This window comes from Ancylobacter lacus (assembly GCF_018390635.1).
Classification (GTDB): domain Bacteria; phylum Pseudomonadota; class Alphaproteobacteria; order Rhizobiales; family Xanthobacteraceae; genus Ancylobacter; species Ancylobacter lacus.
In genome coordinates, this window is record NZ_JAHBGE010000077.1 from 1 (window position 1) to 25,678 (window position 25,678).

Genomic DNA, 25,678 nt, shown 5'->3' on the forward strand with positions numbered 1-25,678 from the left:
GAGCATGATCGGTGGTTGTATGATGCCACGTCAACAAGCTGGATGTGTTCATCCGCCTTTTCGCCCGGCGGCACGCGACGCCCCGCCGCCGGCCCACGGCACTGCCATCTGATCCTTCGCGCCGCCCCGTCAACCGCCCCGCGCCCTATCTTTCGCGCCCCGCCGAGGTCGCGCCCCGGGAAATGGGATAAACCTTTGCGCTACCGCCGTTTCATCCGGCCTGCACCGGCTTTATCCGGCCCAATCCGACATCCCGGCCCTGCCATCCTAAGTTTCGCGTAACACGGTGCCCCGCACGCCCTTCGACGGGCAAAGGGCCTGACGCACACCCCCGGCCGGCGACGGCGCGGGGCTTTTGGTGCAGGGGGATGGGGACGGGGGTGGGAATGCCGGGGTCGAGCCGAGCCGTTGGCGCGGCGTGCCGAGGCGGCTGCGGCGGGCCTTGCGGCGGTGACCGGCGCAAGGGCGCGGGAGCTGGCCGGATGTGCGGGAAGCCGACGCGGCGGCGTGGCTCGCGGCAGGAGGCGAGGGGCCCCGCCGGCAGACCGGCGATCCCGCGCATGCAGGCCAGGCCGGACAAGGCGAGGGCCGCACGAGCGTCCGGCCGGCGGGAACGCGGCCGGCGGGCGCGTGCAGGGGGTGGGCCGTCGCCGGACCGAACCCCGGCGGCGTCAGGAGGGGCCACGCCGGCCGGCGAGGGGTGCGGTCTGGCGTGCGGCGCGCACGTGTCGCCGCGCGCCCGGCCGGGCGGGGGGCGGCATGCCGCAGCGGCCCGGCCCGGGCTTTGTGGACCCGGCCCGGCCGCTTTGCTAGAACGCGGCCAGCCTGCCCCGCCGCCGCCGCGCCGGCGAGGGCGCTCAACAAGGACCGTGCCGCGTGACCGCCCCTTCATCCCTTCCGGCCGACGAACCGTCCCGGCTCGACGAACTGCTGGCGCTCTATGGCCGCGCCGGCTTCGAGCGGGTCGACCCGCCGGTGCTGCAGCCGGCCGACGCCTTCCTCGACCTCTCCGGCGAGGAGATGCGGCGGCTGATGTTCCTCACCGCCGACGCCGAGGGCCGCGAGCTGTGCCTGCGGCCGGACATCACCCTGCCGGTGTGCCGGCTCTACCTCGCCGCCGGCGCCGCCGGCCCGGCCGATTATGCCTATCTCGGCCCGGTGTTCCGCTCCAGCGCCCCGGGCGGCGAGTTCCTGCAGGGCGGCATTGAATCCTTCGGGCGCGCCGACCGCGAGGCGGCGGATGCCGAGATTCTCGCTCTCGGGCTGGAGACGGCGGCGCTCTGGGGCGTCATCGATCCCGTCATCCGGCTCGGCGATGTCGGGCTGTTCGCCGCCCTGCTGGAGGCGCTGGCGCTGCCGCCGGGCTGGCGCCGCCGGCTCACCAAGGATTTCGCCCGCGCCGGCAGCCTCGGCGCCGATCTCGCGGTGCTGCGCCGCCGGCCCGACGGCGGCGGGGTCACGGCCCATGCCGGCGTGCTCTCGGCGCTGGCGGGCTCCGACCCTGAGGCCGCCCACGCGCTGGTGACCGACCTGCTGTCCATCGCCGGCATCTCCACCGTGGGCGGGCGCACCGTCTCCGAGATCGCCGAGCGCTTCCTGGAGCAGGCCGCCTCCGGCGAGGCGGAAGGCCTGCCGGCGGAGAAGGTCGCGCTGCTGGAGGCCTGGCTGGCGGTGGAGGGCGAGCCCGACATCGCCGCCGCCCGGCTGCGGGCGCTGGCGCAGGGCGCCGGGCTGCGGCTCGACGCGGCGCTGGACGCCTTCGAGCAGCGCACCCATTTCCTCGCCGCGCAGGGGGTCGAGGTCGGCCGGGTGCATTTCGCCGCCGCCTTCGGCCGGCCGCTGGACTATTACACCGGCATGGTGTTCGAGCTGCACCCGCTGAACGGGACCAGCGAGGTCGAGCCGCCGCTGGTGGCCGGCGGGCGCTATGACGGGCTGCTGGCCCGGCTCGGCGCCGCGCGCGACATTCCCGCCGTGGGCTTCGCCGTCTGGCCCGCCCGCCTCGCCGCACTGGAGGCTGGCCGATGAGCACCGCCGCCCTGATCGTCGCCGTGCCCTCCAAGGGCCGGCTGCAGGAAAACGCCACCGCCTTCTTCGCCCGCGCCGGCATGACGCTGGCGCAGTCGCGCGGCGCCCGCGACTATCGCGGCACCCTGTCGGGCGTCGCCGATGTCGAGGTGGCCTTTCTCTCTGCCTCGGAGATCGCCACCCAGCTCGCCTCCGGCCATGTCCATCTCGGCGTCACCGGCGAGGACCTGGTGCGCGAGAGCATACCGGACGCCGACGCCAGGGTGCTGCTGGTGGAAGGGCTGGGCTTCGGCTACGCCAATGTGGTGGTGGCGGTGCCGCAGGCCTGGATCGACGTGCGCACCATGCGCGACCTCGACGACGTCGCCACCCATTTCCACGCCAGCCGCGGCCGGCGGGTGCGGGTGGCGACGAAATATCTCAATCTCACCCAGCGCTTCTTCGCCGGGCACGGCATCACGGACTACCGCATCGTCGAGAGCCTGGGCGCCACCGAGGGCACCCCGGCGGCGGGAACCGCGGAGCTGATCGTCGACATCACCACCACCGGCTCGACGCTGGCGGCCAACGCGCTGAAGGTGGTGGACGACGGCATCATCCTGCGCTCCGAGGCCAATCTTGTGGCTTCGCTGAGCGCCGACTGGAGCCCGGCCGCCCGCGCCGCCGCCCGCGCGCTGCTGGACCGGGTGACCGCCGCCAAGCGCGCCGCCACCATGCGCGAGGTGAAGACCCGCTTCGCCGCCTGCGACGCCGACGTGGTGGCGCAGGCGGTGTCCCGCTTCCGCGCGGTGGCGCCGTTCGGCGCGCCGACCTCCTCGGGCATGGTGACGCTGCACTGCCCGCCCGACACGCTGCACGGCCTCGCCGTGTTCCTGCGCGAGCAGGGCGCCAGCACCGTCTCGGTCGGTCCGCTGGACTATGTGTTCGCCGCCGAGAACCCGCTCTATGAGCGGCTGGAAACGAAGCTGGCGGCGGGCTGATCGGCCTCGGCCCCGCCGCTCTCGCCGGCGGCCCCGGCGGCGGCGGCGATCTCCGCCTCGCCCAGCGCGTGGCCGAACAGGACGAGGCAGGGGCCGCCGGCGCCCTCAGCCACCGCGGCATCGAGCGCGTCGGCGAGCATCGCGACGGTGGCGAAGACCCGGCGTTCCTCCGGCCGGGTCGCGGCGAAGACGGCGATCGCCGGCGTTGCCGGGTCCAGCCCCGCCGCCATCGCCTTGCCGGCCAGCTCGGCCCAGGTCCGCTGGGGCATGTAGACCACGGTGGTCGCCGCCGGATCGGCGAGCGCCGCCCAGTTCAGGTCGCGGGGCAGCTTGCCGTCGCGGGCATGGGCGGTGATGAACTGGAGCCGGCGGGCATGGTCGCGGTGGGTCAGCGACACCGCGACCCGGCTCGCCGCGCCCTGGCCGGCGGAGATGCCGGGCACCACCTCGACGGGAACCCCGGCGGCGCGGGCGGCGGCCATCTCCTCGCCGGCGCGGCCGAAGATCATGGGGTCGCCGCCCTTCAGCCGGACCACCCGCTTGCCCTGGCGGGCGAGCGAGACCATCAGGGCGTTGATGTCGTCCTGCTTGCAGGAGGGGCGGTAGCCGGTCTTGCCCACCAGCATCTTCTTCGCCTCGCGGCGGGCGATGTCGAGAATGGCGGGGGCGATGAGGTCGTCATAAAGCACGACATCGGCCGCCTGCAGCATCCGCACCGCCTTGAGCGTCAGCAGCTCGGGGTCGCCGGGCCCGGCCCCGACCAATGCGATCGAGCCCTTGTCCGGGCCGGCGCGGTCCTGCCGGGCGGCGGCGAGCAGGGTCTCGCGCAGATCTTCCGCCGGCGGGACCTCCGGGGTGGCGAGGGCGCGGGCGGTGAAGCGCTCCCAGAAGCGGCGGCGGCCGTGATAGGAGAGCTCGAGCGCCGCCACCGCCGGCCGCCAGCTCCGCGCCGCCTCCGCCCAGGCCTTGAAGCCGCGCGGCAGCACCGCCTCGATCTTGGCGCGCACCGCCTGGCCGAAGACCGGGGCGGCGCCGTCGGTGGAGATGCCGACCACCAGCGGCGAGCGGTTGACGATGGCGCCGAAGGCGAAGTCGCAGAAGGCCGGCTTGTCGATGACGTTCACCGGCACCCCGGCGGCACGGGCGGCGGTGGCGAAATCGGCGGCGGGCTCGTCCTCGGGAAAGTCGCCGATGGCGAGCGCCGCGCCGGCGAGGTCGGCCGGCACCCACTCACGCGGCACGTGGCGGATGGGGCCGTTGGGAGGGGCGGCGAGGAGGGCACGAAGCGCCTCGCAGGGCTCTGCGGCGAACAGCGCCACCTCGGCGCCGGAGGCCGAAAGCAGCTCGGCCTTCCAGGCGGCCGCGTCGGAACCGCCGGCCAGCACCACGCGGCGGCCTTCGAGGCCGAAGAACACCGGCAGCCGCGCCAGCGGCTCCATCCGCGCGCCGCTCTTCTCGGAGGGATGCCGCGCCGGGGCGCTGACGCCCGGCGCATCGTGGATGCCCGTCATGTCCTGATCCGTCTTCCGCCGCCGTCCGGCATGGCGTGACGTAGGTCGGACGCCGGTTCAGCGCAAGCCCGGGATGCGTGGGGCGTGCCGGCGAGGCGGCTCAGTGGCCGCCGCCCTTGCTGTCGGTGATCTTGTCTGTCCACGCCAATACCACGCCGGAGACCACGAAGACGACGTGAATGACCACCAGCCAGTACATCGCCCGCTCGTCGACGCCCTTGTCGAGATTCATGAAGGCCTTGAGCAGTGCGATGGCCGAGATCGCGACGATGGAGGCCAGCAGCTTCTGCTTGAGTCCGGCGAAATCCACCTTGGTCATCCACTCCGGCCAGTCGGAATGACCCTCGGTGTCGATGCGGGAGACGAAGTTCTCGTAGCCGGAGAAGATGACGATGACGACCAGGCTGCCGGTGAAGGTGAGGTCGATGAGGGCGAGGATGCCGAGGATGATGTCGGTTTCCGAGGAATTCCAGGCATGGGTGACGAAATGCACCAGCTCCACGCCGAACTTGAACAGCAGCACCGCGAGGGCGACGATGAGCCCGAGATAGAACGGCGCCATCAGCCACCGGCTGACGAAGATGAACCGCTCGATCAGCTTTTCCACGTCCCGCTCCCTGTCCGCGCCCGCTGACGGTATCGGCGCATGGGTGGCATGCCGCAGCGTCGGCCACAAGAGCGCAGGGTGGGCGTGCGGCAGGAAGCGCGCGGGGCGTGGCCGCGGCCCCACACCGAGGGGCCGCTTCGCTTCCGCCTCGCCATGGGTGCCGCACGTGCCTACGGCACCCGCGGCCGGCCGGCCGGCGCGGCGCCGCTGGCCGGCTCAGTTCGTGACCTTCTGGTAGGTGTTCTTGAGGTCGTCCTGGATCACGATCGCCTTGCCCGCCGCCTTCAGCACAAGGACAGAATCCGGAACCCGCATGGTGTAGGTCCAGCCCGTGGGCAGCTTCAGCCGCGCGCCGAGCTTCGGCAGGTCGTCATAGGTCAGCGAGGTGTCGACGAAGGCGGCGTAGGTCTGCATCACATAGACCGAGCCGTCCGGCGCGGTGAGCTGGAACACCGGCTTGCCCGCGTCGAACTCATAGATCGTGTCGCGGTCGATCGTCTGCTCCGTGTAGCTCGGCTCCCGCGCCTGACTGAGCGAGGGCGAGATTTCCGCCCGCTTGACGAAGGTGATGCCGCCGATCGTGATGACATCGCCGTCCCTGGTCGCGCCGGAGGCGATGATGCGGTCCATGATGAAGTAGCGCGGGCCGTTCCGCTTGATTTCGAGCACGTCGAAATAGCGCCGCAGGTCTGCCTCGGTAAGCGCGTCCCATTTGTCGGCGGGGCAGTCGCCATAGCCCAGCGTGTTGTAGACCGTGGCCTTCAGTCCCTCCACGGTGAGGCGGACGGGAAGGACTTCGCAGTAGCGCGCATTGCGCAGGTCGGCGGGAATGGTCGGGGCGGGGGTCTGGGCGGCGGCCGGCCCCGGTCGCAGCGTGCCGGCACCGAGAAGGAGGGCGGCAAGCAGCGGGGCGGCGAGGATAGAGCGGCAAAGGGCGGTCACGGCAGGCTCTCCGGCAAGCTTATGCCGGGCACGTTACAGCCCTGTGGCCCATAGGGAAGGTGCAATGCCGATGCGGACAAAAATAGCCATGGCGTCCACCGGACGCGCCAGCCCGACAAGGCCGGCGGGCCCGCCGCCGCCCCGCTGTCGCTTGACGCACGGAGCCCTCGCCAGCCGCCGCCATGTGCCGCAACGGCCGGCTCGGGGTTCGGGCAGGGATCAGGCCGGCACCGCGGTGCCGATCGGGCAGGAGATTCCTGTGCCACCAAGGCCACAATAGCCGTTCGGGTTCTTCGCGAGGTACTGCTGGTGGTAGTCCTCGGCGAAGTAGAAGGTCGGGGCCTCGACGATCTCGGTGGTGATGTCCGGGAAACCCTCGGCCTTCAGCGCCTTGCCATAGGCCGCCTTGCTGGCTTCGGCCTGCACCCGCTGCTCCGGCGTGGTGGTGTAGATGCCGGAGCGGTAGGTGGTACCGACATCGTTGCCCTGGCGCATGCCCTGGGTGGGATCGTGGCTCTCCCAGAACAGCTTGAGAAGCTTCTCGTAGCTGACCTGCGCGGGATCGTAGACCACGAGCACCGCCTCGGCATGGCCGGTGAGGCCGGTGCAGGTCTCCTCATAGGTCGGGTTGGGCGTGACGCCGTTGATGTAGCCGACCGCCGTGACCCAGACGCCCGGCGTCTGCCAGAACTTGCGCTCGGCGCCCCAGAAGCAACCAAGACCGAAGATCGCGGTCTCGAAACCGTCGGGATAGGGGCCCTTCAGCGGCCGCTTGCTGAGGAAATGCCGCTCCGCGGTGGGAAGCGGGTGCGGACGGCCCGGCAGGGCGCGGTCGGGAGTGGGAAGGTCGAGGGACTTCTTCAGGAAGAACATGTCGGCTCCTCGCGTTTCGTGGCCCCGATGTGGGTATTGCAACGCCTCTTTGCCAGTGTGGCGCGCCGTTGGCCGTCAGCCGCTGCCGTGCGCCGTCACCGGTCGGTGGGTGAGCGGCCGAGCAGGATCAGCAGAAGGCCGGCGACCCCGAGCACCGCCGCCAGCGGCGCCATCAGCAGCGGCACGGCGGCATATTCCCACACCACGGGCGACAGCCTGGTCTCGACGAGGCTCTGGAAGCGGGCGAGCGAGCCAGGGCCGGCGGCGAACCAGGCTTCCCCGAGCGGCGTCATGACGAGGTCGGAGGAGGCGATGGAGCGGGTGCCGTCCACCACCAGCGCGACGAAGCCGCCGGCCAGCACCCACAGACCGACGAACCGCAGCAGGAATCGGATCATGCGGTTCTCTCCTCACATGCCGGCGGCCGCCACCATAGGGCTGCATCTACGCCCCGCGGGCGGGGCGCGCAACCTGGCCGCCAGCCCTGTTGCCCGCAGCAGTGCGATTGACGGCGCAATGGCGGCGTTTTATGTGAGTGATCGTTCACTAAGTGGTGCCTCAGTGCCCGACCCGAGGAAGCCCGATGTTCACCCGGCTGATGACCGCGCGGCGCTTCGCGCCGCTGTTCTGGTGCCAGTTCTTCAGCGCATTCAATGACAATTTCGTCAAGAACGCCCTGGCCCTGCTGATCCTCTACAAGCTGGGCGAGAGTCATGCCGGTGCCCTCGTCACCTTCGCCGGCGCGCTGTTCATCCTGCCGTTCTTCCTGTTCTCCAGCCTTGGCGGCGAAATGGCCGACCGCTACGACAAGGCGGTCATCGCCAAGCGGCTGAAATTCGCCGAGATCTGGGTCGTGCTGCTGGCGAGCGCGGGCTTCGTGCTGCATTCGCTGCCGATGCTGTTCGTCGGCCTGTTCCTCATGGGCACGCTGGGCGCGCTGTTCGGTCCGCTGAAATACGGCATCCTGCCAGACCAGCTGGAGCGGGAGGAGCTGGTCGCCGGCAACGCGCTGGTGGAAACCGCCACCTTCCTCGCCATCCTCGCCGGCACCGTGGCCGGCAGCATCGCGGTGGCGGAGGGCGGGCACTGGACGGTGGCGGGCGTGACCTTCGCCTTCGGCGTGGTGAGCTGGATCGCGGCGCGGCAGATTCCCCGCACTGGAGAGCGCGCGCCGGGGCTGCGCATCAACCCCAACATCTTCCAGGGCACGCTGACGCTGCTGTCCGAGCTGAAGGCGAACCGCGCCACCTGGGTCGGCTCGCTCATCGTCAGCTGGTTCTGGCTGGTGGGTGCGGTCGTGCTGTCGCTGCTGCCCACCATGGTGAAGGAGGACATCGGCGGCTCGGAAAGCATCGTCACGCTGTTCCTGGTGCTCTTCACGGTCGGCGTCGCGGCGGGCTCGGGCCTCGCTGCCAAGCTGTGCGACGGCCGCATCGTGCTGGCGCTGGTGCCGCTCGCCGGCATCCTGCTCGGCATCTTCTCGATCTATATCGGCGTTGTCATGGGCGCCGAGCGGCCGGGGCCGGAGCTGATCGACTGGTACGATTTCATCACCAGCGAGCTCGGGGTCCACGCCATCATCGGCCTTGTCGGGCTGGCGGCGGCCGGCGGCATGTTCGTGGTGCCGACCTTCGCCTATGTCCAGGCAGAATCGGACGAGGACAGCCGCGCCCGCGTCATCGCCGGCAACAATGTGCTGAATGCCGCCTTCATGGTGGTTGGCGCGGTCATCATCGCGCTGTTCCAGCTCGCCGGCTTCGGTGCCCCGACCCTGCTGGTGGCCATCGGCGTAGCCTCGCTGGTGGTGGCGGCTCTGGTGGGCCGCGCCTTTCAGGGCCATGTGCTGCGCGACCTGATCAGGCTGGTGTTCCGGGTGCTGTTCCGGGTCGAGGTGAAGGGCGCGGAGCATCTGCGGGCGGCGGGGCCGCGCTCGGTCATCGCCATCAATCACGTCAGCTTCCTCGACGCGCCGCTGGTGATGGCGCTGCTCGACAATGACCCGATCTTCGCCATCGACTCCACCATCGCCCAGCGCTGGTGGGTGAAGCCTTTCCTGCGGCTGGTGCGGGCCTTCCCGCTCGATCCCACCCGGCCGCTGGCGACGCGCGACCTCATCCGGCTGGTGAAGGAGGGCAACCCGCTGGTGATCTTCCCGGAGGGGCGCATCACCGTCACCGGCTCGATCATGAAGATCTATGACGGCTCGGCGATGATCGCGGAAAAGGCGGGCGCGGAGGTGGTGCCGGTGCGGATCGAGGGGCTGGAGCAGACGCCCTTCTCCCGCCTGACCCCGGACCAGACCCGCAAGCGGTTGTTCCCGAAGGTGCGCGTCACCGTGCTGCCGCCGGTGCGCATCGAGGTGGCCCCGGAGCTGTTCGGCCGTAAGCGCCGGCAGGCGGCCGGGGCGGCGCTCTACGACATCATGTCGGACCTCGTCTTCCAGACCAGCCACACCGGCCAGTCGATCTATGAGGCGGTCGAGGAGGCGGCCGAGCGGCTGGGGCGCGGCCGGGTCGTGGTGGAAGACCCGATGGGCACGGCGCTGAGCTACCGCAAGCTGCTGATGGGCGCCCGCCTGTTCGGCGCCAAGCTGGCGGCGGAAACCCGCCCCGGCGAGAATGTCGGCGTGCTGCTGCCGAATGCCGCCGGCGTCGCGGTCGTCATCCTCGGCCTGCACCGCGAGGGCCGGGTGCCCGCCATGCTGAACTTCACCGCCGGCCCGGCCAACCTCGTCGCCGCCTGCCGGATGGCGGAGCTGCGGGTCGTCGTCTGCTCCCGCGCCTTTGTCGAGAAGGCCCGGCTGGAGGCGGAGGTCGCGGCGCTGGAACCGCATGTGCGCTTCCTCTGGACCGAGGATGTGCGCGCCGGCATGACCGGGCTCGACAAGGTTGCGGCGCTGCTGCCGTCGCGGGCGCATGCCTCCCGTCCCGACGATCCCGCGGTGGTGCTGTTCACCTCCGGCTCGGAGGGGGCGCCCAAGGGCGTGGTTCTGTCGCACCGCAACGTGCTGACCAATGTCGCCCAGGTGGCGGCGCGGATCGACTTCTCGCCCGCCGACATCATGTTCAACGTGCTGCCGGTGTTCCATTCCTTCGGTCTCACCGGCGGCCTCATCCTCCCGCTGGTGTCCGGCCTGAAGACCTATCTCTATCCCTCGCCGCTGCACTACCGGATCATTCCCGAGCTGGTCTACGCCACCAACGCCACCGCCATCGTGGGTACCGACACCTTCCTCGCCGGCTATTCGCGGATGGCGAACCCCTACGACTTCCGCTCGCTGCGTTTCGTGGTCGCGGGCGCGGAACCGGTGCGGGCGGAAACCCGCAAGGTGTGGATGGAGAAGTTCGGCCTGCGCATTCTCGAAGGCTATGGCGTCACCGAATGCTCGCCGGTGGTGGCGGTCAACACGCCGATGTTCAACCGCGCGGGCACGGTGGGCCGCCTGCTGCCGGGCATCCGCTACCGGCTCGACCCGGTGCCGGGTATCGAGGAGGGCGGTCGGCTGCTGGTGAGCGGGCCCAACATCATGCAGGGCTATCTCTTCGTCGACCGGCCGGGCCAGTTGGTGCCGCCGGAAGGCGGCTGGCACGACACCGGCGACATCGTCGCGCTCGATGGCGACGGTTTTGTCGCCATCCGCGGCCGGGCCAAGCGCTTCGCCAAGGTGGCGGGCGAGATGGTGTCGCTGGCCGCGGTCGATGCCATGGTCTCGACGCTGCGGCCCGATGCCCAGCACGTCACCGTCGCCGTGCCGGACGCGCGCAAGGGCGAGCGGTTGATCCTGATGACCACCGCCACCGACCTTACCCGCGCCAGCCTGCAGGCCCATGGCCGCGAGGTGGGTCTCACCGAGCTGATGTTCCCGGCGGAAATCATCACCCTTGACGAGATGCCGCTGCTGGGCACCGGCAAGGTGGATTTCACCACCGCCCGCCGGCTGGCCCTGGAGGCGATCGCGGCGCGTACCCCGCCCGCCGCGGGGGCGGGCGCGTGACGGCCGCATCACCCGTCCGGCCGGCCGACGCGGCGGCGGGCGGGGTCACGGCCCGGCGCGGGCGCGACGGTGCCGCCACCCGGGCGCGGATCGAGGAGGAGGCGTTGCGCCTCTTCGCGGAACGCGGCGTCGACGGCACCTCGGTGCGGGACATCGCCCAGGCGGCCGGCGTAGCGGAGGGTGCGCTCTACCGTCACTTCGCCTCCAAGGAGGCGCTGGCGCGCGAGCTGTTCCTTTCCCGCTATGCCGTGCTGGCGCGGCAGATCGAGGACATCGCCGGCCGGGTGCCGGATTTCGAAGGACGCATTCGCGCGGTGGTGGAGCATGCCTGCCGCCTGTTCGACGAAGCGCCGGCGCTGTTCACCTTCCTGCTCATCGCCCAGCACGACCATCTCGCCCATGTGCCGGACCGCCAGGGCAATGCGGTGGCGGCGTTGGCGCAGATCATGGCCGACGCGCAGGTTGCCGGCGTGCGGCTGCCGCAGCCGGTCGACCTCGCCGCCGCCATGGCACTCGGGGCGGTGGTGCAGCCGGCGGTCTTCGCCGTCTATGGCCGGCTCGCCCGGCCGCTGGGCGGCCACGCCGGAGCGATCGCCGAGGGCGTGCTAAGCCTGCTCACCGGCACGCGGTGAGGCCCGTGCGGCAGGTCGGCCTCCGGCGCTGCGGCGTCAGTTCGGCCAGCAGCGTTGCAGGCCGCGGCCGAGATGGTAGCCCGGCGGGCATTCCAGAACCGGCGGCGCGGGGTAGACCCGTGGGCCGGGCACGTAGCCGGGCGGGATTTCCTCGGCGGGGGCCCAGCCATTGGGCCAGCAGCGCTGGCCGCCCCGGCCGATGTGATAGCCGGGCGGGCAGGGCCACGCCACCGGCGTGGTGGCCGCCGGTGCCGCGAGCGGCGCGGGCGTGATGGCGGCCCACCCTGCGGCAGGTGCCAGGAAGGAGAGGGCCGAGGCGGCGGCCACGGCCAGCAACAGGCGTGTCTTCATCGGTGCGTCTCCCCGCTAGAAGGGGAAGTGCATCATGCCGAGGTCGCCGACGCCAGTACTTTTCTTGTGGTAAAAGAATAGCTTAGAACAATTTGAGGCCGGGCGGTATCGGCAGGCCGGCGGTGAGGGCCTGGGTTTTCTCCTGCACGAGGCGGTCGGCCTTGGCCCGGGCGTCGGCATGGGCGGCGACGATCAGGTCCTCCAGCATCTCCGCGTCATCGGGCGTCAGCAGGGTGGGGTCGATCGCGATCGCCTTCAGCGTGCCCTTGGCGGAGAGGGTGACCTTCACCATGCCGCCGCCGGCGACGCCCTGCACATCGAGAGCCTCCAGCTCCTGCTGCAGCTCCTCCATGCGGGACTGCATCTCCTTCACCTTGGACATCATGCCGAGGAGGTCTTTCATGGGCGGCTCCCGTCAGAATTCGAGGTCATCGTCCGGGCCGGGTCCCTCCGCCATGGAAGCGACCAGGCCCTCATATTCCTCCGGCGTCAACGCCGGAGGGGCGTCTTCCGGCTCGCGCGCACGGATGTCGACAATCGACGCACCGGGGAAGCGGGCAAGCACGGCGGCCACCAGCGGGTCGGCACGGACTCCGGTCTCGATCGCCGCCCGCTCGGCCTGCGCGGCCTCGCCCAGCGTCGGCTCGCCCGGCTCGCTCGACAGCGCCACCAGCCAGCGCCGGCCGGTCCACTCGGTGAGGCGGTTCTGCAGTTCCTGCACCAGCATCACCGAGCCGCCGGGCGCCAGCGCGATCTCGATGCGGCCTTCCTCGAAGGCCACGAGGCGGGCCTGGGTCTCGATGGCGAATTTCAGCTTGAGGTCGCGATGCGCCACCGCCAGCGCCACCACATCGGCGAGGCCGGCAAGGCGGGGACCGGCAACGGCGGGCGCGGGCGGCTGAGGCGCCGGGCGCGGCGCCGGGTTCTGGCTTGCCATGGCGAGCCGTGGCGCGGCGCTCCCCATCGCGGCGCGCGCACCGCCGCCGCCGCTGCCGCCATTGCCGCCGGACGGACCGGGACCGCGATCGGCGGCGGCCTCGTCCCGCAGCCGGCGCAGCGCGTCGTCCGGGGTTGGCAGGTCGGCGGCATAGGCGAGGCGGACCAGCGCCATCTCGGCGGCCTGCATCGGCTTGGCCGCCTGCTGGACCTCGGTGAGCCCGCGCGTCAGCATCTGCCAGGCCCGGGCGAGCACCCGCATCGACAGCGCCTCGGCGAAGCCGGAGCCGCGCAGCCGTTCCGCCTCGATCAGCGAAGCGTCCTCTGCGGTCTGCGGCAGGATCTTGAGCCGGGTGACGAAATGGGTGAATTCGGCCAGCTCGGCCATGACCACGGCGGGGTCGGCGCCGGCGTCGTACTGTTCGCGCAGCAGGGTGAGGGCGGCGGCGATGTCACCGCGCATCAGCGCCTCGAACAGGTCGATCACCCGCGCCTTGTCGGCAAGGCCGAGCAGGGCGCGCACTTCCTCGCCGCGCACCTGACCGCCGGTGGCGGCGCCGGCATGGGCGATGGCCTGGTCGAGCAGGGACAGCGCATCGCGCACCGAGCCTTCCGCGGCGCGGGCGACGAGGCCGAGCGCCTCCGGCTCGACGCCAACTCCCTCGGCGGTGCAGATGCCGCGCAGATGCGCCGCGAGCACGCCCGCATCCACCCGGCGCAGATCGAAGCGTTGGCAGCGCGACAGCACCGTGACCGGCACCTTGCGGATTTCGGTGGTGGCGAAGATGAACTTCACATGCTCCGGCGGCTCCTCGAGCGTCTTCAGCAGCCCGTTGAAGGCCGCCGTCGAGAGCATGTGCACTTCGTCGATGATGAAGACCTTGTAGCGCGCCAGCACCGGCTTGTAGCGCGCGGCCTCGATGATCTCGCGGATGTCGCCGATGCCGGTGTTGGAGGCCGCGTCCATCTCCTGGACGTCGACATGACGGCTTTCGATGATATCGCGGCAATGCCGGCCGAGGCCGGGCATGTCGAGCGTCGGCCCGCCGCCGCCGGCCGGGCCGTCCAGCGGCTCATAGTTCAGCGCGCGGGCAAGGATGCGGGCGGTGGTGGTCTTGCCGACCCCGCGGACGCCGGTCAGTACATAGGCCTGGGCGATGCGCCCGGAGGCGAAGGCGTTCCGCAGGGTGCGGACCATAGCCTCCTGGCCGATCAGGTCGGCGAAGGTTTGCGGGCGGTATTTGCGGGCAAGGACGCGATAGGCGGCTGCCGGCGGTTCGACCCCCGGCAGGGCCAGGGCGGCGACGTCATCGGGTGCGGCGCCCTCGCTCATCCGTCATCCGTTGCTGACCGAAGATAGGGTGGGAGGCTGGACAGAGACCCGAGACCGGGCTCGTTGGGGCTGCTTCCTTCCGGACCTGACCCGGTTGGCGAGTGGCTCGTCCACCGCCAACCTCCCGCCGCCTATATCGGGGAATTGGCGTGGGGATGCAAGAGGCAGCCGCACCCCATTCCGCTCCCCCGGCCGCGCATCCGCAACACGGTCATCGCCGATGCCGAACAGTATTGATGCTGCGAAAGCGTGGTTTGCCGGCCGTGATGGTGGCATCGGCGGAATGAGGGAACTTTCCTGAAGATGAAGGCTTGTCCCGTCACCTCAAAAGGGTCGGCATTGTCTTTCAAGGAGGCAGGAATGCGCAAGATGATGATGGCAGCCACCTGCGCTGCCGCGCTGGTGGCTGCGCCGTTGCTTGTGCCGGTGTCGATGGCGCAGGCGCAGGGTTTCGGCATCGAGGTCGGGCCGGATGGCGTGCGTCCCGTCCCCCCCGGCGGGCCGGGGTTCGAGGGCGAGCGCCGAGGCCGCATGCGCGGCTGCTCGGAGCGTCAGGCCCGTGCCGCCGCGCCGGAGGAGGGGCTCCGCAACGCGGAAGTGGTTCGGGTGACCCCGCGTTCCGTGGTGGTGGAAGGCGACACCCGGCGCGGGCCGGAGCGCATCCGCTTCGCCAACGAGCCCGGCTGCCCCACCATCGGCTGACCGTCGCCTGACAGCGCGACGAATCGGGAGGCCCGCCATGCTGCATGGCGGGCCTCCGCGTGTCGGGCGCACGTGTCCGGCCGCGCGTTGCCGGGGTTGCGCAAAATGCCGGTGCAGGGTGCCGGTGGCTCGACTAGTGTGGCGCGCCCGAGAGGCACCGTGCCGTGCGATCCGCCCGGCGGAACGGTGCCCGCCAGCCCTTGAGGATCCTTGCATGGCCACCACCTCCCTCGGCCCCTGGCCGCATCTCGGCTATGCCGATTTCCGGCTGGACCGGGCCAGCGAACGCCGCGGCGAGGCGGCTGCCTTCCTTGCCGATCCCGCCATGCGGACCTGCCTCATTGCCGGGGAGCGGGTCCTGCTGTCACACCGCGCCAGCGGCCTTGATGCGCTGTTCGACCGCGACGAGGCGCGGGCTCTGGGCGGGGATTTCGAGGCGGCCTGCCTGCTCGGCCTTGATGCGGCGGGGCCGCGCTTCGCCCTGCCGGTGCCGGCGGCGCGGGCGGAGGAACTGGCGGGCCGCGACGACCTGCACATCACCGATCTGCGCACCCTCATGGTGGAGGGGTTGATCGCGTCCGACGTGGTCAGCCAGCTCGCCTGCGGCAAGGCGATGCTGAGCTGGCACGCCCGCCGCACCTTCTGCTCGAACTGCGCGACGCCGCTCGTGGTGGCCGATGGTGGCTGGCGACGGGAGTGCCCGAACTGTGGGGCCCAGCATTTCCCGCGCACCGATCCGGTGGTGATCATGCTGGTGGTGAGCGGGGAGGAGTGCCTGCTCGGCCGCTCCCCCCGCTTCGCGCCGACCATGTGGTCCTGCCTCGCCGGTTTCGTCGAGCCCGGTGAAACCTTCGAGACCGCGGTGCGGCGGGAAACGCGGGAGGAGGCCGGCATCGTGGTCGGCCCGGTGCGCTATCTCGCCTCGCAGCCCTGGCCGTTCCCAATGTCGGTGATGATCGGCATGCGCGGCGAGGCGACGAGCCGGGACATCACCATCGACGCCAACGAGCTGGAGGGCGCCCGCTGGTTCCACCGCGAGGAGGTGCTGGCGATGCTCGGGCACCGTCATCCCGAAGGACTCACGGTGCCGCCCTCGGGGGCGATCGCCCATCATCTCATCCGCGCCTTCGCGGAAGGCCGCGACCCCCCCGGGCTCTGAGGGGCCTCAGCGCCAGGGCAGGAAGTGCTTGGAGAGCTTCAGCCCCTGCGCCTGGTAGTTGGAGCCCAGCCCCTCGCCATAGAGCACGCGGGGGCGCTCCATCATCCGCTCATAGACCAGCCGGCCGACGATCTGGCCGTCTTCCAGGATGAAGGGCACCTCGCGCGAGCGCACCTCCAGCACGGCGCGGGCGCCCAGCCCGCCGGCGGCGGCATGGCCGAAGCCAGGGTCGAAGAAACCGGCATAATGCACCCGGAATTCGCCCACCAGCGGATCGAACGGCACCATTTCCGCCGCGTAGGCCGGGGGTACGTGCACCGCCTCCTTCGAGGCAAGAATGTAGAAGGCGTCGGGATCGAGGATCAGCTCGCGGCGTCCCCGGGTCGCCAGCGGCTCCCAGTAATCCTCGACATCATAGGCGCCGCGGCGGTCGACATCGATAACGCCGGTGTGGCGCTTGGCGCGGAACCCGAGCAGCCCGCCGAAGCCTTCCCCCGAGAGGTCGACGCTGACCGCGATGCCGCCGCCCGCCACGTCCGCCGTCGCCACCTCCACGAGCCTCTCGCGCCGGTTCAGCGCCGCGATGGCCGCCTCGTCAAGCCGGGCATCGCCGCGGCGGAAGCGGATCTGCGAGAGCCGCGAGCCCTGCCGGACGAGGATCGGGAAGGTGCGCGGGCTGATTTCGAGATAGAGCGGCCCGGCATAGCCGGCGGGGATGATGTCGAAGGCCCTTGCGCGGTCGGTGATGACGCGGGTGAAGACGTCGAGCCGGCCGGTGGAGCTCTTCGGATTGGTGGAGGCGGAAAGGTCCGGCGGCAGCGCCAGAGCCTCCTGCAGTTCCACGAGATAGACGCAGCCCGTCTCCAGCACCTCGCCGCCGGTCAGGTCGAGCCGGTGCAGGGCGAGCCGTTCCAACCGGTCGGCGATGGTGGCGCCGGGGCCAGGCAGGAAGCTGGCGCGGATCCGCCATGCCGTCGGCCCCAGCCGCAGGTCGAGGCTGGCCGGCTGCACCTGGTCATGATCGAGCGGCGCTGCAGGCGCGATGGCGCCCCCGGCCACCAGCGCCTCGACGGCGTGGGCCGGCAGGATGCCGTCCTTCGCTTCCGGCAGACCCGACATGGCCACCGCTCCTACCCGTGTCGCCCGTTTCGATGTGCTGCTGTAGCGGACACGCCCGCACCCGCCAAGGGGCGGCAGCGCGAGGGACGGCCGCAACCGGCGGCGCGGCGGGCCATTTCGGGCGTGTCGTGCGGAAGGTGGAGCCCGGCGGGTCGCAACATCCGCTCGGCCGAGCCGGCAAACGCGGCAGGGTTCTGCCACGCCGGGACGACGGCGCAGGTGTCCAATCTTCCCATGTCGCCCCGTTCGTTTTACCGAACGGCGGGCTTGACGGGCGCCGGGGCAGGGGAGTAATCCGCAGCCCGTCACGTGGTCCTATTTGAGCCGACCGGCTTGCCGCCACGCTAAACAAAGTCGCTAAAAGGTCGGGGCCGCGGCGCTTCTGCGCGCGAGGGCGACCCCGGTCTGTCCTCGCACCGGAGCCGCCCCGAATGACCACGCCGAAGCTCTCTCCCGCCGATATCGCCAAGCTCAGGCCCGACACCCGCCTCGTCCATGGCGGCATCCTGCGCTCGCCCTATGGCGAGACGGCCGAGGCGATGTACCTGACCCAGGGCTATGTCTACGACACCGCCGAGCAGGCGGAGGCGCGCTTCAAGGGCGACGATCCCGGGTTCATCTACACCCGCTATTCCAACCCCACCGTGGCGATGTTCGAGACCCGCCTCGCCCTGCTGGAGGGCGCGGAGGTGGCACGCGCCACGGCCTCGGGCATGGCGGCGGTCACGGCGTCGCTGCTCTGCCAGCTCAAGGCGGGCGACCATGTCGTGGCGGCGAGGGCGCTGTTCGGCTCCTGCCGCTACGTGATCGAGGAGCTGCTGCCGCGCTTCGGGGTTGCCGCCACGCTGGTGGACGGCACCGACCTCTCGGCGTGGCAGGCGGCGGTCCGGCCGGAGACGAAGGTCTTCTTCCTCGAGAGCCCCACCAACCCGACGCTGGAGATCATCGACATCGCCGGCGTCGCTGCGATCGCAAAGCAGGCCGGGGCGCTGCTGGTGGTGGACAACGTCTTCGCCACCCCGATGCTGCAGAGCCCGCTCGCGCTCGGCGCGGATGTGGTAGTGTATTCCGCGACCAAGCACATTGACGGGCAAGGGCGCTGCCTGTGCGGCGTGGTGCTGTGCTCGGAGAAGTTCCTGGCCGATCACCTGCAGACCTTCCTGCGCCAGACCGGGCCGTCGGCCTCGCCGTTCAACGCCTGGGTGATGCTGAAGGGTCTCGAGACGCTGCCGCTGCGGGTGGAGCGGATGCAGCAGAGCGCGGCGGCCATCGCCGACACGCTGGCGGTCACGCCCGGAATCGGCCGGGTGATCTATCCCTTCCGGGACGACCACCCGCAGGCGGAGCTGGCCCGCCGGCAGATGCGCGGTGGCGGCACGCTGGTGACCTTCGAGGTCGAGGGCGGCAAGGCCGGCGCCTTCCGCTTCCTCAACGGTCTGAAGGTCGCGCGCATCTCCAACAATCTCGGCGATGCCAAGAGCCTCGTCACCCACCCCGCGACCACCACCCACCAGCGCTTCACCCCGGAGGCGCGGGCGGAGATGGGGATCAGCGACGGCATGGTCCGGCTGTCGGTCGGTCTCGAACATGTCGACGACCTGATCGAGGACCTCGCCCAGGCGCTGAAGGCCGTCTGACGGCTGCGGCGACGACGGCGGGCCATCATCGCGCGTCGCCGCGCCGCCCGGCGGGCAGGGAGCCTCCTCCCTGTCCACCGCCATGACGCGCCGGCCTTGCGGGGCCGGGCGTAAGCGGCTTCACTGCCGCCTTGAGCCGTCTGCGGAGAAGGGATGCGATGTATCGCGCGACCACCAGAGGCGTCCAGGTGACGGTGACGCCCCGTTTCTCGCCGGAGCGGTCCGACACGGAGCGGGGCCAGTTCTTCTGGTCCTACACCGTCGAGATTCTGAACCTCGGCAGCGAGACGGTGCAGCTCACGTCCCGGCACTGGATCATCACCGACGGCCTCGGCCGGGTGCAGGAGGTGCGCGGCGCCGGGGTGGTGGGCGAGCAGCCGGTGCTGCCGCCAGGCGGGCATTTCGAGTACACCAGCGGGGTGCCGCTGCCGACCACCACCGGCATCATGTCCGGCAGCTACGATCTCGTCACCGCGGCGGGGGAGCATTTCGCCGCCGAAGTGCCGGCCTTCTCGCTCGACCTGCCGGACGCTTCCCGCACGCTCAACTGAGCCCGCCCTTCCGGCCGTGGCGCGAAGCGTCTATGGTCGCCCGGTCAACCCCGCCCTGCGGTCCCACAGCCCGTGATCGATCTCCGTCCGATCGCCGCCGTCCTCGGCGTCCTTCTCGCCATCCTCGGCACGACCATGATGATACCGGCCCTCGTCGATTTCGGCGCGGGGCGTGGTGATTATCTCGTCTATGTCGCGGCCGCGGCGGTCACCATGTTCGTCGGGCTGTCGCTGTGGCTGGCCGGTCGCTCGGGCGAGGTGGAGCGGCTCGACCGCCGCCAGGCCTTCCTGCTCACGACGGCGAGCTGGGTGGTGGTCTCCGCCTTCGCCGCCATTCCCTTCATGTGGTCGGAAGCCAAGCTCTCCTTCACCGACGCCTATTTCGAGGCGATGTCCGGCCTCACCACCACCGGCGCCACCGTCATCTCCGGCCTCGACACCCGCCCGCCCGGGCTGCTGATCTGGCGGGCCTTCCTGCACTGGTATGGCGGCATCGGCATCATCGTGCTGGCCATCGCCTTCCTGCCGATGCTGCAGATCGGCGGAATGCAGCTCTTCCGCGCTGAATCCTCGGACAAGTCGGAGAAGCTGCTGCCCCGCGCGGCGCAGATGGCCAAGGGCATCCTCGGCAGCTACCTCATCCTGTCGCTGGCCTGCGCGGTCACCTACCGGCTGTGCGGCATGACCCCGTTCGACGCCGTGGCCCACGCCATGGCCACCATCTCGACCGGGGGGTTCTCGACCCACGACGCCTCGCTCGGCTATTTCCACAGCGCCGCGGTCGACTACGCCGCCATCGTCTTCATGCTGGCGGGGTCGCTGCCCTTCGTGCTGTATGTTCGGGTGCTGGCGGGCGATTTCAGCCGGCTTCTGGCGAACACCGAGGTGCGGCTGTTCCTCGCGGTCGTGCTCGCCTTCACCGCGCTCAGCTTCGTCGAGCAGGTGGCGGGGGGCATCGCCCAGGGCGAGACGGCGCTGCGCTACGCGCTGTTCAATGTCGTCTCCCTCATCTCGACGACCGGCTTCGTCACGGTGGACTTCACCCATTGGGGACCGCCCACCGACACGCTGTACTTCCTCATCCTGTTCCTCGGCGGCTGCACCGGCTCGACCACGGGCGGGCTGAAGATGTTCCGTCTCGCCATCATCGGCTCGGCGCTGGCCCAGCACCTCAAGCGCATCGTCTATCCCCGCGGCGTGTTCCCGGTGCGCTATGGCGGCGCGCCGGTGGACGAGGCGGTGGTGTCGTCGGTGCTGTCCTTCGTGTTCCTCTACCTCGCCAGTTTCCTGGTGATCGCGATCGCCATCAACATCGCCGGCTACGACCTCGCCACCTCGCTCTCCGCCGCCATCACGGCGCTGGCCAATGTCGGGCCGGGGGTGGGGGAGGTGGTGGGGCCGGCGGTGAACTTCGCCGCGCTGCCGGACGGGGTGGTGTGGCTGCTTTCGGCGGGCATGCTGCTGGGACGGCTGGAACTGTTCACGGTGCTGGTCCTCCTGCTGCCGCGCTTCTGGCAGCGTTGAAGGGCGTTGATCTCCCGCGCTGCACTCTTATGCTCGGCACAGGATTCGAGGATCACCGATGCAGGCCAGCCGCACCACGACCGAGGAAATTCTGGCCTATCTGGTCGGGTTTGACACCACCAGCCGCAATTCCAACCTCGCGCTGATCGATTTCGTGAAGACCTATCTCGCGGCCTACGGCATCGAGAGCACGCTGGTGCCGAGCGAGGACGGGCAGAAGGCGAGCCTGTTCGCCACCATTGGCCCGGCGGGGGTTGGCGGCGTCTGCCTGTCCGGCCATTCCGACGTGGTGCCGGTCGACGGCCAGCCCTGGACCTCGGATCCCTTCGTCCTCAGCGAGGCGGATGGCCGGCTTTACGGCCGGGGCAGCTGCGACATGAAGGGCTTCATCGCCACCTGCCTCGCCCTGGTGCCGGAGATGGTGGCGCGGCCGCTTGCGACGCCGATCCACCTTCTGGTCTCCTATGACGAGGAGATCGGCTGCACCGGGGTGGTGCCCGCTGTGCAGCGCCTCGGGGTCGACCTGCCGCTGCCGCGCGCCTGCATCGTGGGCGAGCCGACCAACATGCGGGTGGTCGACGCTCACAAGTCCGGCATCGCCTATGTCACCACCGTGACGGGGCGCGAGGCGCATTCCTCGATGCCGCAGCTCGGCGCCAATGCCATCTTCGCCGCGGCCGAGCTGGTGGGCGAGCTCGACCGTGCCCGCGCCGAGCTGATCGCCGCCGGCGACTCCACGGGCCGGTTCGATCCGCCGAATTCCACCGTGCAGGTCACGGTGATCGAGGGAGGCACTGCGGGCAACATCGTGCCGCGCTCCTGCGCGGTGCGCTGGAACGTGCGCGGCCTGCCCGACTTCGACGAGCACGCGCTGCTGTCGCGCTTTGAAAGCTTCGCTTTGGACCGGGTGCTGCCGCGGCTGAAGGAGACCGCGCCGGAAGCGGCGATCGAGACCCGGTTCATCTACCGCGTGCCGCCGCTGGCGCCGCAGCCGGGCTCCTATGCGGAGACGCTGGCGCTGCGCCTCGCCGGCCAGAACGGCACCCACACCGTCGCCTATGGCACGGAGGGCGGCCATTTCCAGGCCGCGGGCATCCCTACCGTCGTCTGCGGGCCGGGCTCGATCGATCAGGCCCACAAGCCGGACGAGTTCATCGAGGTCTCGGAGCTTCGGGCCTGCGAGCGCTTCCTGCGCGGGCTCATCGAGGAATGCGCGGCCTGAGCAGCCGCGCCGCAGGGCGAGCGATGCGCCCGGCGATCGAGGCTTACGGCGCGTCGACCACTTCCGTCGCCTCGAAGCCGTAGCTGCGGCCGCAGAACTCGCACGTCACCGAGACCTTGCCGTCTTCCACGAGGCTGGCGCGCTCCTCCTTGGGGAAGCTCATCAGCACGCTCATCACCCGCTCGCGCGAGCAGGAGCAGCGCGCCACCACGCTCTCGGCCTCGAACACCCGCACGCCCCGCTCGTGGAACAGGCGGAACAGCAGGCGCTCGCTCGACAGCTCCGCGTCCACCAGCTCGATATCCTCGACCGTGCCGACCAGCGACTGCGCCTCCAGCCAGGCATCGTCCTCGGCAGCCGGCGCGGGCGATGTTCCCTCAGGCGCGTCACCGGGATCGAGGTCGCGGGTGACGATCCGGCCGCCCTCGGTGGGCAGGAACTGTACCATCAGCCCGCCGGCACGCCAGGACGAGGTGCCGCCGGGGCGCACATCCTCCGCCACCGCGAGGCGGATGCGGGTCGGAATCTGCTCGGACTGGCGGAAATACTGGTGGGCCGCATCCTCCAGCCCGCCCCCTTCCAGCGCCACGACACCCTGATAGGGGCGCACGCTCAGGCCCTGGTCGATGGTGAGGGCGAGATGGCCATGGCCCAGCAGGGTGCCGCTGTCGCCGCGGCCGACGCCGACCAGCTCGGACAGGCGCGCCTCGTCGTAGCGCGCATAGGCGCGGACGCTTTCGGGGGCGGTAAAGTCCACCACCAGCAGGTCGACGGGGCCGTCGGTGCGGGTCTGCAGGATGAAGCGACCCTCGATCTTGAGGGTCGAGCCCAGCAGAACCGTCAGCGCCACCGCCTCGCCGAGCAGGCGCTTCACCGCGGGGGGGTAGCGGTGATGGGCGAGGGTGGCGTCGAGGCTGGCGCCGAGCCGCACCACACGGCCGCGCACGTCGAGGCCGTCGATGTGGAAGGGGGTCACCCGGTCGTCGATCGCCTCGGCGCTGGGGGAACGGGCGGGTATGGATGATGCTGTCATGTGAACTCCGACCGCGCATATAGGAAGCCGCCGGCGGGCTTGCGAGGGCCGTGCGAACCTAGCCCCGCCCGCCCTGCGGCGTCAGCCGAAACGGCAGGCGGCGCCCGCTGCGACGGGCGCCGCTGGAGGCGGCCGCGTTCAGGCCTCCGCGCCTTCGAGGCACCAGGCAAGGATGCCCTTCTGCGCGTGCAGACGGTTTTCGGCCTCGTCGAAGACCACGGACTGGGGGCCGTCCATCACCTCGTCGGTCACTTCCTCGCCGCGATGCGCGGGCAGGCAGTGCATGAAGATGGCGTCCGGCGCGGCACGGCGCATCAGTGCGCCGTTCACCTGGAAGGGGCGCAGCAGGTTGTGGCGGCGCTCCGCCTCCTTGTCGCCCATCGACACCCAGGTGTCGGTGACGACGCAGTCGACGCCCTCCACCGCTGCCTCGGCATCGTGGCCGAAGGTCACCCGCGCGCCGGTCTCCCGCACGAAATCGACCAGCGCCGGGCGCGGCGCCAGCTCCGGCGGGGTGGCGACGTTCAATGCGAAATCGAAGCGCTGCGCGGCGTGGACCCAGGAGGCCAGCACGTTGTTGGCATCCCCGGTCCAGGCCACCGTGCGCCCGCCGATCGGACCCTTGTGCTCCTCGAAGGTCATCACGTCCGCCATGATCTGGCAGGGATGGGAGTCCCGGGTCAGGCCGTTGATTACCGGCACGGTGGCGTTCGCCGCCAGCTCGCGCAGCGCGTCGTGGTCGAGAATGCGGATCATGATGGCGTCGACATAGCGCGAGAGAACCCGCGCCGTATCGGCGATGGTCTCGCCTCGCCCGAGCTGCATCTCCGCGCCGGTCAGCATGATGGTTTCACCGCCGAGCTGGCGCATCGCCACGTCGAAGGAGATGCGGGTACGGGTCGAGGGCTGCTCGAACACCATGGCCAGCACCTTGCCGGCGAAAGGCTTGGCGCTGGCCACCTCGCGGCGGCGGCTCTTGAGGTCGCGGGAGAGGTCGATCAGCGTGCGCAGCTCGCTGGCCGGCAGGGCGTCCAGATCGAGGAAATGCTTGATGGCGCTCATGCCGCCGCTCCCTTCACGCCGTCCTGCCGAAGCTGAGCTTCGATCCGGGTGCAGGCGGCGTCGAGCTTCTCGAACGCGGCGTCGATCTCGGCCTGGCCGATGTTCAGCGGCGGCAGCAGGCGCACCACATTGTCCGACGCGGCGGGCGCGAGCATGGCTTCGGCCCGCATTGCCGCGATCAGGTCGCCATTCGGCACGAGGGTACGCAGGCCGAGCAGCAGGCCTTCGCCGCGGATTTCGGCGATGACGGCGGGGTGGCGGTCCTTCAGTTCCGCGAGGCGCTGGCGCAGCCGGGCGGCGGTCGCCTGCACCTGCTCGAGGAATCCCTCGGCGGTGACGACGTCCAGCACCGCGTTGGCGACGCTCATCGCCAGCGGGTTGCCGCCATAGGTGGAGCCGTGGGTGCCGAGCGTCATGCCCTTGGCGGCTTCCTCGGTGGCGAGGCAGGCCCCGACCGGGAAGCCGCCGCCGATGCCCTTGGCCACGGCCATGATGTCGGGCGTGATGCCGGCCCACTCATGGGCGAACAGCTTGCCGGTACGGCCGACGCCGCACTGGACCTCATCGAGCATCAGCAGCAGGCCGTGCTCGTCGCACAGCCCGCGCAGCTCGCGCAGGAACGCCCACGAGGCCGAGCGCACGCCGCCCTCGCCCTGCACCGGCTCGATGAGGATGCCGGCGGTCTCCGGCCCGATCGCCGCCTTCACCGCGTCGAGGTCGCCGAACGGCACATGGTCGAAGCCGGGCATGGCGGGGCCGAAGCCCTCGAGATACTTCGCGTTGCCGGCGGCGGAGATGGTCGCCAGCGTGCGGCCATGGAAGGCGCCGTTGAAGGCGATGATGCGGTTGCGCTCCGGCGCGCCATTGGCGAAATGGTACTTGCGCGCCATCTTGATCGCGCATTCCAGCGCTTCCGCACCGGAATTGGTGAAGAACATGGTGTCGGCGAAGGTCGCCGCGACGAGGCGCTGCGCCAGCCGCTCGCCGCCTTCGATGCGGAAGATATTGGACAGATGCCAGATCTTGCCGGCCTGCTCGGTGAGGGCGGCGACGAGGTGGGGGTGCGCATGCCCGAGCACGTTCACCGCGATGCCGGCGGTGAAGTCGAGATATCGCTCGCCATCCCGGGTGAACAGCCAGGCGCCTTCGCCACGCTCGAAGACGAGGTCCACGCGGTTGTAGGTCGGCAGGATGGGATCGATCACGCGCCCCTCCACTTCTTTCTCGAGGTGCCGGCGGCTCGGTGGAGCCTCAAGGCGGGGGTCCAAAATGAAACGTGCCGCCCTTGCGGGGGCGGCACCCTAATGACCAGATTGTAGCGAATCGGCCCCGGCGGTTCAACCGGTGCGGCGCCACCGGCCTGTGTTGCGCTGCGGACTCGCATCTGGGGAAAACGATCGTTTCGGCCCCGAGGCCACTTCGCGAGAGTCGATGCATATTGTAGCGTCCCCCTCGTCGGATACGACATCTCGTGCGGCGGTA

At 70.6% G+C, this 25,678-nt stretch carries 22 protein-coding genes, 1 other RNA gene and 1 riboswitch; of the genes, 10 read left to right on the forward strand and 13 right to left on the reverse strand.

All coding sequences use genetic code 11. From position 1 onward, the window contains the following. The first annotated feature begins 876 nt into the window (after positions 1-876). Together KHC27_RS18910 and hisG are read left to right on the forward strand one after the other, a co-directional pair. Positions 877-2,028, forward strand: coding sequence for an ATP phosphoribosyltransferase regulatory subunit (locus KHC27_RS18910; protein WP_213341123.1), 1,152 nt, complete (start codon positions 877-879; stop codon positions 2,026-2,028). Then, a complete protein-coding gene (hisG, locus tag KHC27_RS18915; RefSeq protein ID WP_213341125.1) occupies positions 2,025-3,008 on the forward strand; it encodes an ATP phosphoribosyltransferase in 984 nt (327 codons plus the stop codon). The genes KHC27_RS18910 and hisG overlap by 4 nt, the downstream gene beginning before the upstream one ends. On the opposite strand, the gene cysG is transcribed toward hisG, so the two are convergent. From cysG to KHC27_RS18940, 5 genes are all read right to left on the reverse strand, one after another. After that, positions 2,972-4,519 (reverse strand): siroheme synthase CysG, encoded by a 1,548-nt coding sequence (cysG, locus tag KHC27_RS18920; protein ID WP_213341126.1) that lies wholly within the window; start codon positions 4,517-4,519, stop codon positions 2,972-2,974. The two genes, hisG and cysG, sit on opposite strands and share 37 nt — an antisense overlap. Before the next feature lie 100 nt (positions 4,520-4,619). Then, positions 4,620-5,126 carry a TIGR00645 family protein gene (locus KHC27_RS18925; protein WP_213341128.1) on the reverse strand — a complete coding sequence of 169 codons (507 nt, stop codon included), beginning with the start codon at positions 5,124-5,126 and terminating at the stop codon, positions 4,620-4,622. Between the two features lie 216 nt (positions 5,127-5,342). Next, positions 5,343-6,068 carry a hypothetical protein gene (locus tag KHC27_RS18930; protein WP_213341130.1) on the reverse strand — a complete coding sequence of 242 codons (726 nt, stop codon included), beginning with the start codon at positions 6,066-6,068 and terminating at the stop codon, positions 5,343-5,345. Between the two features lie 219 nt (positions 6,069-6,287). Continuing rightward, positions 6,288-6,941: a peptide-methionine (S)-S-oxide reductase MsrA gene (gene msrA, locus KHC27_RS18935; protein WP_213341132.1), complete on the reverse strand. Its 654-nt coding sequence runs from the start codon at positions 6,939-6,941 to the stop codon at positions 6,288-6,290. 95 nt (positions 6,942-7,036) lie between these two features. After that, positions 7,037-7,339 (reverse strand): hypothetical protein, encoded by a 303-nt coding sequence (locus KHC27_RS18940; protein WP_213341134.1) that lies wholly within the window; start codon positions 7,337-7,339, stop codon positions 7,037-7,039. A 185-nt stretch (positions 7,340-7,524) separates the two neighbouring features. Here KHC27_RS18940 and KHC27_RS18945 point away from each other — a divergent pair, with 185 nt between their 5' ends. Together KHC27_RS18945 and KHC27_RS21925 are read left to right on the forward strand one after the other, a co-directional pair. Further along, on the forward strand, positions 7,525-10,935 hold the full coding sequence (locus KHC27_RS18945) for an acyl-[ACP]--phospholipid O-acyltransferase (RefSeq protein WP_213341135.1): 3,411 nt from the start codon (positions 7,525-7,527) through the stop codon (positions 10,933-10,935). Further along, positions 10,932-11,567, forward strand: coding sequence for a TetR/AcrR family transcriptional regulator (locus KHC27_RS21925; RefSeq protein WP_343210943.1), 636 nt, complete (start codon positions 10,932-10,934; stop codon positions 11,565-11,567). The genes KHC27_RS18945 and KHC27_RS21925 overlap by 4 nt, the downstream gene beginning before the upstream one ends. A 36-nt stretch (positions 11,568-11,603) precedes the next feature. Here the strand turns inward: KHC27_RS21925 and KHC27_RS18955 are convergent, their stop codons facing one another. The 4 genes from KHC27_RS18955 to ffs all read right to left on the reverse strand — a co-directional run bounded on the left by KHC27_RS18955 (position 11,604) and on the right by ffs (position 14,313). After that, positions 11,604-11,918 (reverse strand): hypothetical protein, encoded by a 315-nt coding sequence (locus KHC27_RS18955; protein WP_213341137.1) that lies wholly within the window; start codon positions 11,916-11,918, stop codon positions 11,604-11,606. Positions 11,919-12,000: 82 nt separating this feature from the next. Further along, on the reverse strand, positions 12,001-12,321 hold the full coding sequence (locus KHC27_RS18960) for a YbaB/EbfC family nucleoid-associated protein (protein ID WP_213341139.1): 321 nt from the start codon (positions 12,319-12,321) through the stop codon (positions 12,001-12,003). A 12-nt stretch (positions 12,322-12,333) separates the two neighbouring features. After that, on the reverse strand, positions 12,334-14,187 hold the full coding sequence (locus tag KHC27_RS18965) for a DNA polymerase III subunit gamma/tau (RefSeq protein ID WP_213341141.1): 1,854 nt from the start codon (positions 14,185-14,187) through the stop codon (positions 12,334-12,336). A gap of 27 nt (positions 14,188-14,214) precedes the next feature. Then, positions 14,215-14,313, reverse strand: an RNA gene (gene ffs / locus KHC27_RS18970) — signal recognition particle sRNA small type. 234 nt (positions 14,314-14,547) lie between these two features. Here ffs and KHC27_RS18975 point away from each other — a divergent pair. Further along, entirely contained in the window at positions 14,548-14,889 is a 342-nt protein-coding gene (locus KHC27_RS18975; RefSeq protein WP_213341143.1) for a hypothetical protein, read from the forward strand. 214 nt (positions 14,890-15,103) lie between these two features. After that, entirely contained in the window at positions 15,104-16,048 is a 945-nt protein-coding gene (gene nudC / locus KHC27_RS18980; RefSeq protein ID WP_213341145.1) for an NAD(+) diphosphatase, read from the forward strand. Positions 16,049-16,054: 6 nt separating this feature from the next. Here the strand turns inward: nudC and KHC27_RS18985 are convergent, their stop codons facing one another. Next, positions 16,055-17,167 (reverse strand): 2'-deoxycytidine 5'-triphosphate deaminase, encoded by a 1,113-nt coding sequence (locus tag KHC27_RS18985; RefSeq protein ID WP_213341147.1) that lies wholly within the window; start codon positions 17,165-17,167, stop codon positions 16,055-16,057. 299 nt (positions 17,168-17,466) lie between these two features. Then, positions 17,467-17,548: riboswitch (SAM riboswitch) on the forward strand. A gap of 50 nt (positions 17,549-17,598) precedes the next feature. On the opposite strand from KHC27_RS18985, the gene KHC27_RS18990 reads away from it, so the two are divergent. From KHC27_RS18990 to argE, 4 genes are all read left to right on the forward strand, one after another. Further along, a complete protein-coding gene (locus KHC27_RS18990) occupies positions 17,599-18,804 on the forward strand; it encodes an O-succinylhomoserine sulfhydrylase (protein WP_213341149.1) in 1,206 nt (401 codons plus the stop codon). Positions 18,805-18,962: 158 nt separating this feature from the next. Further along, entirely contained in the window at positions 18,963-19,355 is a 393-nt protein-coding gene (gene apaG / locus KHC27_RS18995; protein ID WP_213341151.1) for a Co2+/Mg2+ efflux protein ApaG, read from the forward strand. Between the two features lie 72 nt (positions 19,356-19,427). Continuing rightward, positions 19,428-20,879: a TrkH family potassium uptake protein gene (locus KHC27_RS19000; RefSeq protein WP_213341153.1), complete on the forward strand. Its 1,452-nt coding sequence runs from the start codon at positions 19,428-19,430 to the stop codon at positions 20,877-20,879. 58 nt (positions 20,880-20,937) lie between these two features. After that, positions 20,938-22,101 (forward strand): acetylornithine deacetylase, encoded by a 1,164-nt coding sequence (gene argE, locus KHC27_RS19005; protein WP_213341155.1) that lies wholly within the window; start codon positions 20,938-20,940, stop codon positions 22,099-22,101. Positions 22,102-22,144: 43 nt separating this feature from the next. On the opposite strand, the gene KHC27_RS19010 is transcribed toward argE, so the two are convergent. The 3 genes from KHC27_RS19010 to KHC27_RS19020 form a co-directional block, all read right to left on the reverse strand. Beyond that, entirely contained in the window at positions 22,145-23,134 is a 990-nt protein-coding gene (locus KHC27_RS19010; RefSeq protein WP_213341157.1) for an Hsp33 family molecular chaperone, read from the reverse strand. A gap of 138 nt (positions 23,135-23,272) precedes the next feature. Continuing rightward, positions 23,273-24,196, reverse strand: coding sequence for an ornithine carbamoyltransferase (gene argF, locus KHC27_RS19015; RefSeq protein WP_213341159.1), 924 nt, complete (start codon positions 24,194-24,196; stop codon positions 23,273-23,275). After that, positions 24,193-25,401 (reverse strand): aspartate aminotransferase family protein, encoded by a 1,209-nt coding sequence (locus tag KHC27_RS19020; protein WP_213341161.1) that lies wholly within the window; start codon positions 25,399-25,401, stop codon positions 24,193-24,195. Before KHC27_RS19020 ends, argF begins: the two co-directional genes overlap by 4 nt. Positions 25,402-25,678: the final 277 nt, after the last annotated feature.

Bases quoted from the DNA above. Each gene is read 5' to 3' on its own strand.
- hisG (WP_213341125.1), top strand. From the start codon at position 2,025: ATGAGCACCGCCGCCCTGATCGTCGCCGTGCCCTCCAAGGGCCGGCTG.
- cysG (WP_213341126.1), bottom strand. From the start codon at position 4,519: ATGACGGGCATCCACGATGCGCCGGGCGTCAGCGCCCCGGCGCGGCAT.
- msrA (WP_213341132.1), bottom strand. From the start codon at position 6,941: ATGTTCTTCCTGAAGAAGTCCCTCGACCTTCCCACTCCCGACCGCGCC.
- KHC27_RS18940 (WP_213341134.1), bottom strand. From the start codon at position 7,339: ATGATCCGATTCCTGCTGCGGTTCGTCGGTCTGTGGGTGCTGGCCGGC.
- KHC27_RS18945 (WP_213341135.1), top strand. From the start codon at position 7,525: ATGTTCACCCGGCTGATGACCGCGCGGCGCTTCGCGCCGCTGTTCTGG.
- KHC27_RS18955 (WP_213341137.1), bottom strand. From the start codon at position 11,918: ATGAAGACACGCCTGTTGCTGGCCGTGGCCGCCGCCTCGGCCCTCTCC.
- KHC27_RS18960 (WP_213341139.1), bottom strand. From the start codon at position 12,321: ATGAAAGACCTCCTCGGCATGATGTCCAAGGTGAAGGAGATGCAGTCC.
- KHC27_RS18965 (WP_213341141.1), bottom strand. From the start codon at position 14,187: ATGAGCGAGGGCGCCGCACCCGATGACGTCGCCGCCCTGGCCCTGCCG.
- KHC27_RS18975 (WP_213341143.1), top strand. From the start codon at position 14,548: ATGCGCAAGATGATGATGGCAGCCACCTGCGCTGCCGCGCTGGTGGCT.
- nudC (WP_213341145.1), top strand. From the start codon at position 15,104: ATGGCCACCACCTCCCTCGGCCCCTGGCCGCATCTCGGCTATGCCGAT.
- KHC27_RS18985 (WP_213341147.1), bottom strand. From the start codon at position 17,167: ATGTCGGGTCTGCCGGAAGCGAAGGACGGCATCCTGCCGGCCCACGCC.
- KHC27_RS18990 (WP_213341149.1), top strand. From the start codon at position 17,599: ATGACCACGCCGAAGCTCTCTCCCGCCGATATCGCCAAGCTCAGGCCC.
- apaG (WP_213341151.1), top strand. From the start codon at position 18,963: ATGTATCGCGCGACCACCAGAGGCGTCCAGGTGACGGTGACGCCCCGT.
- argE (WP_213341155.1), top strand. From the start codon at position 20,938: ATGCAGGCCAGCCGCACCACGACCGAGGAAATTCTGGCCTATCTGGTC.
- KHC27_RS19010 (WP_213341157.1), bottom strand. From the start codon at position 23,134: ATGACAGCATCATCCATACCCGCCCGTTCCCCCAGCGCCGAGGCGATC.
- argF (WP_213341159.1), bottom strand. From the start codon at position 24,196: ATGAGCGCCATCAAGCATTTCCTCGATCTGGACGCCCTGCCGGCCAGC.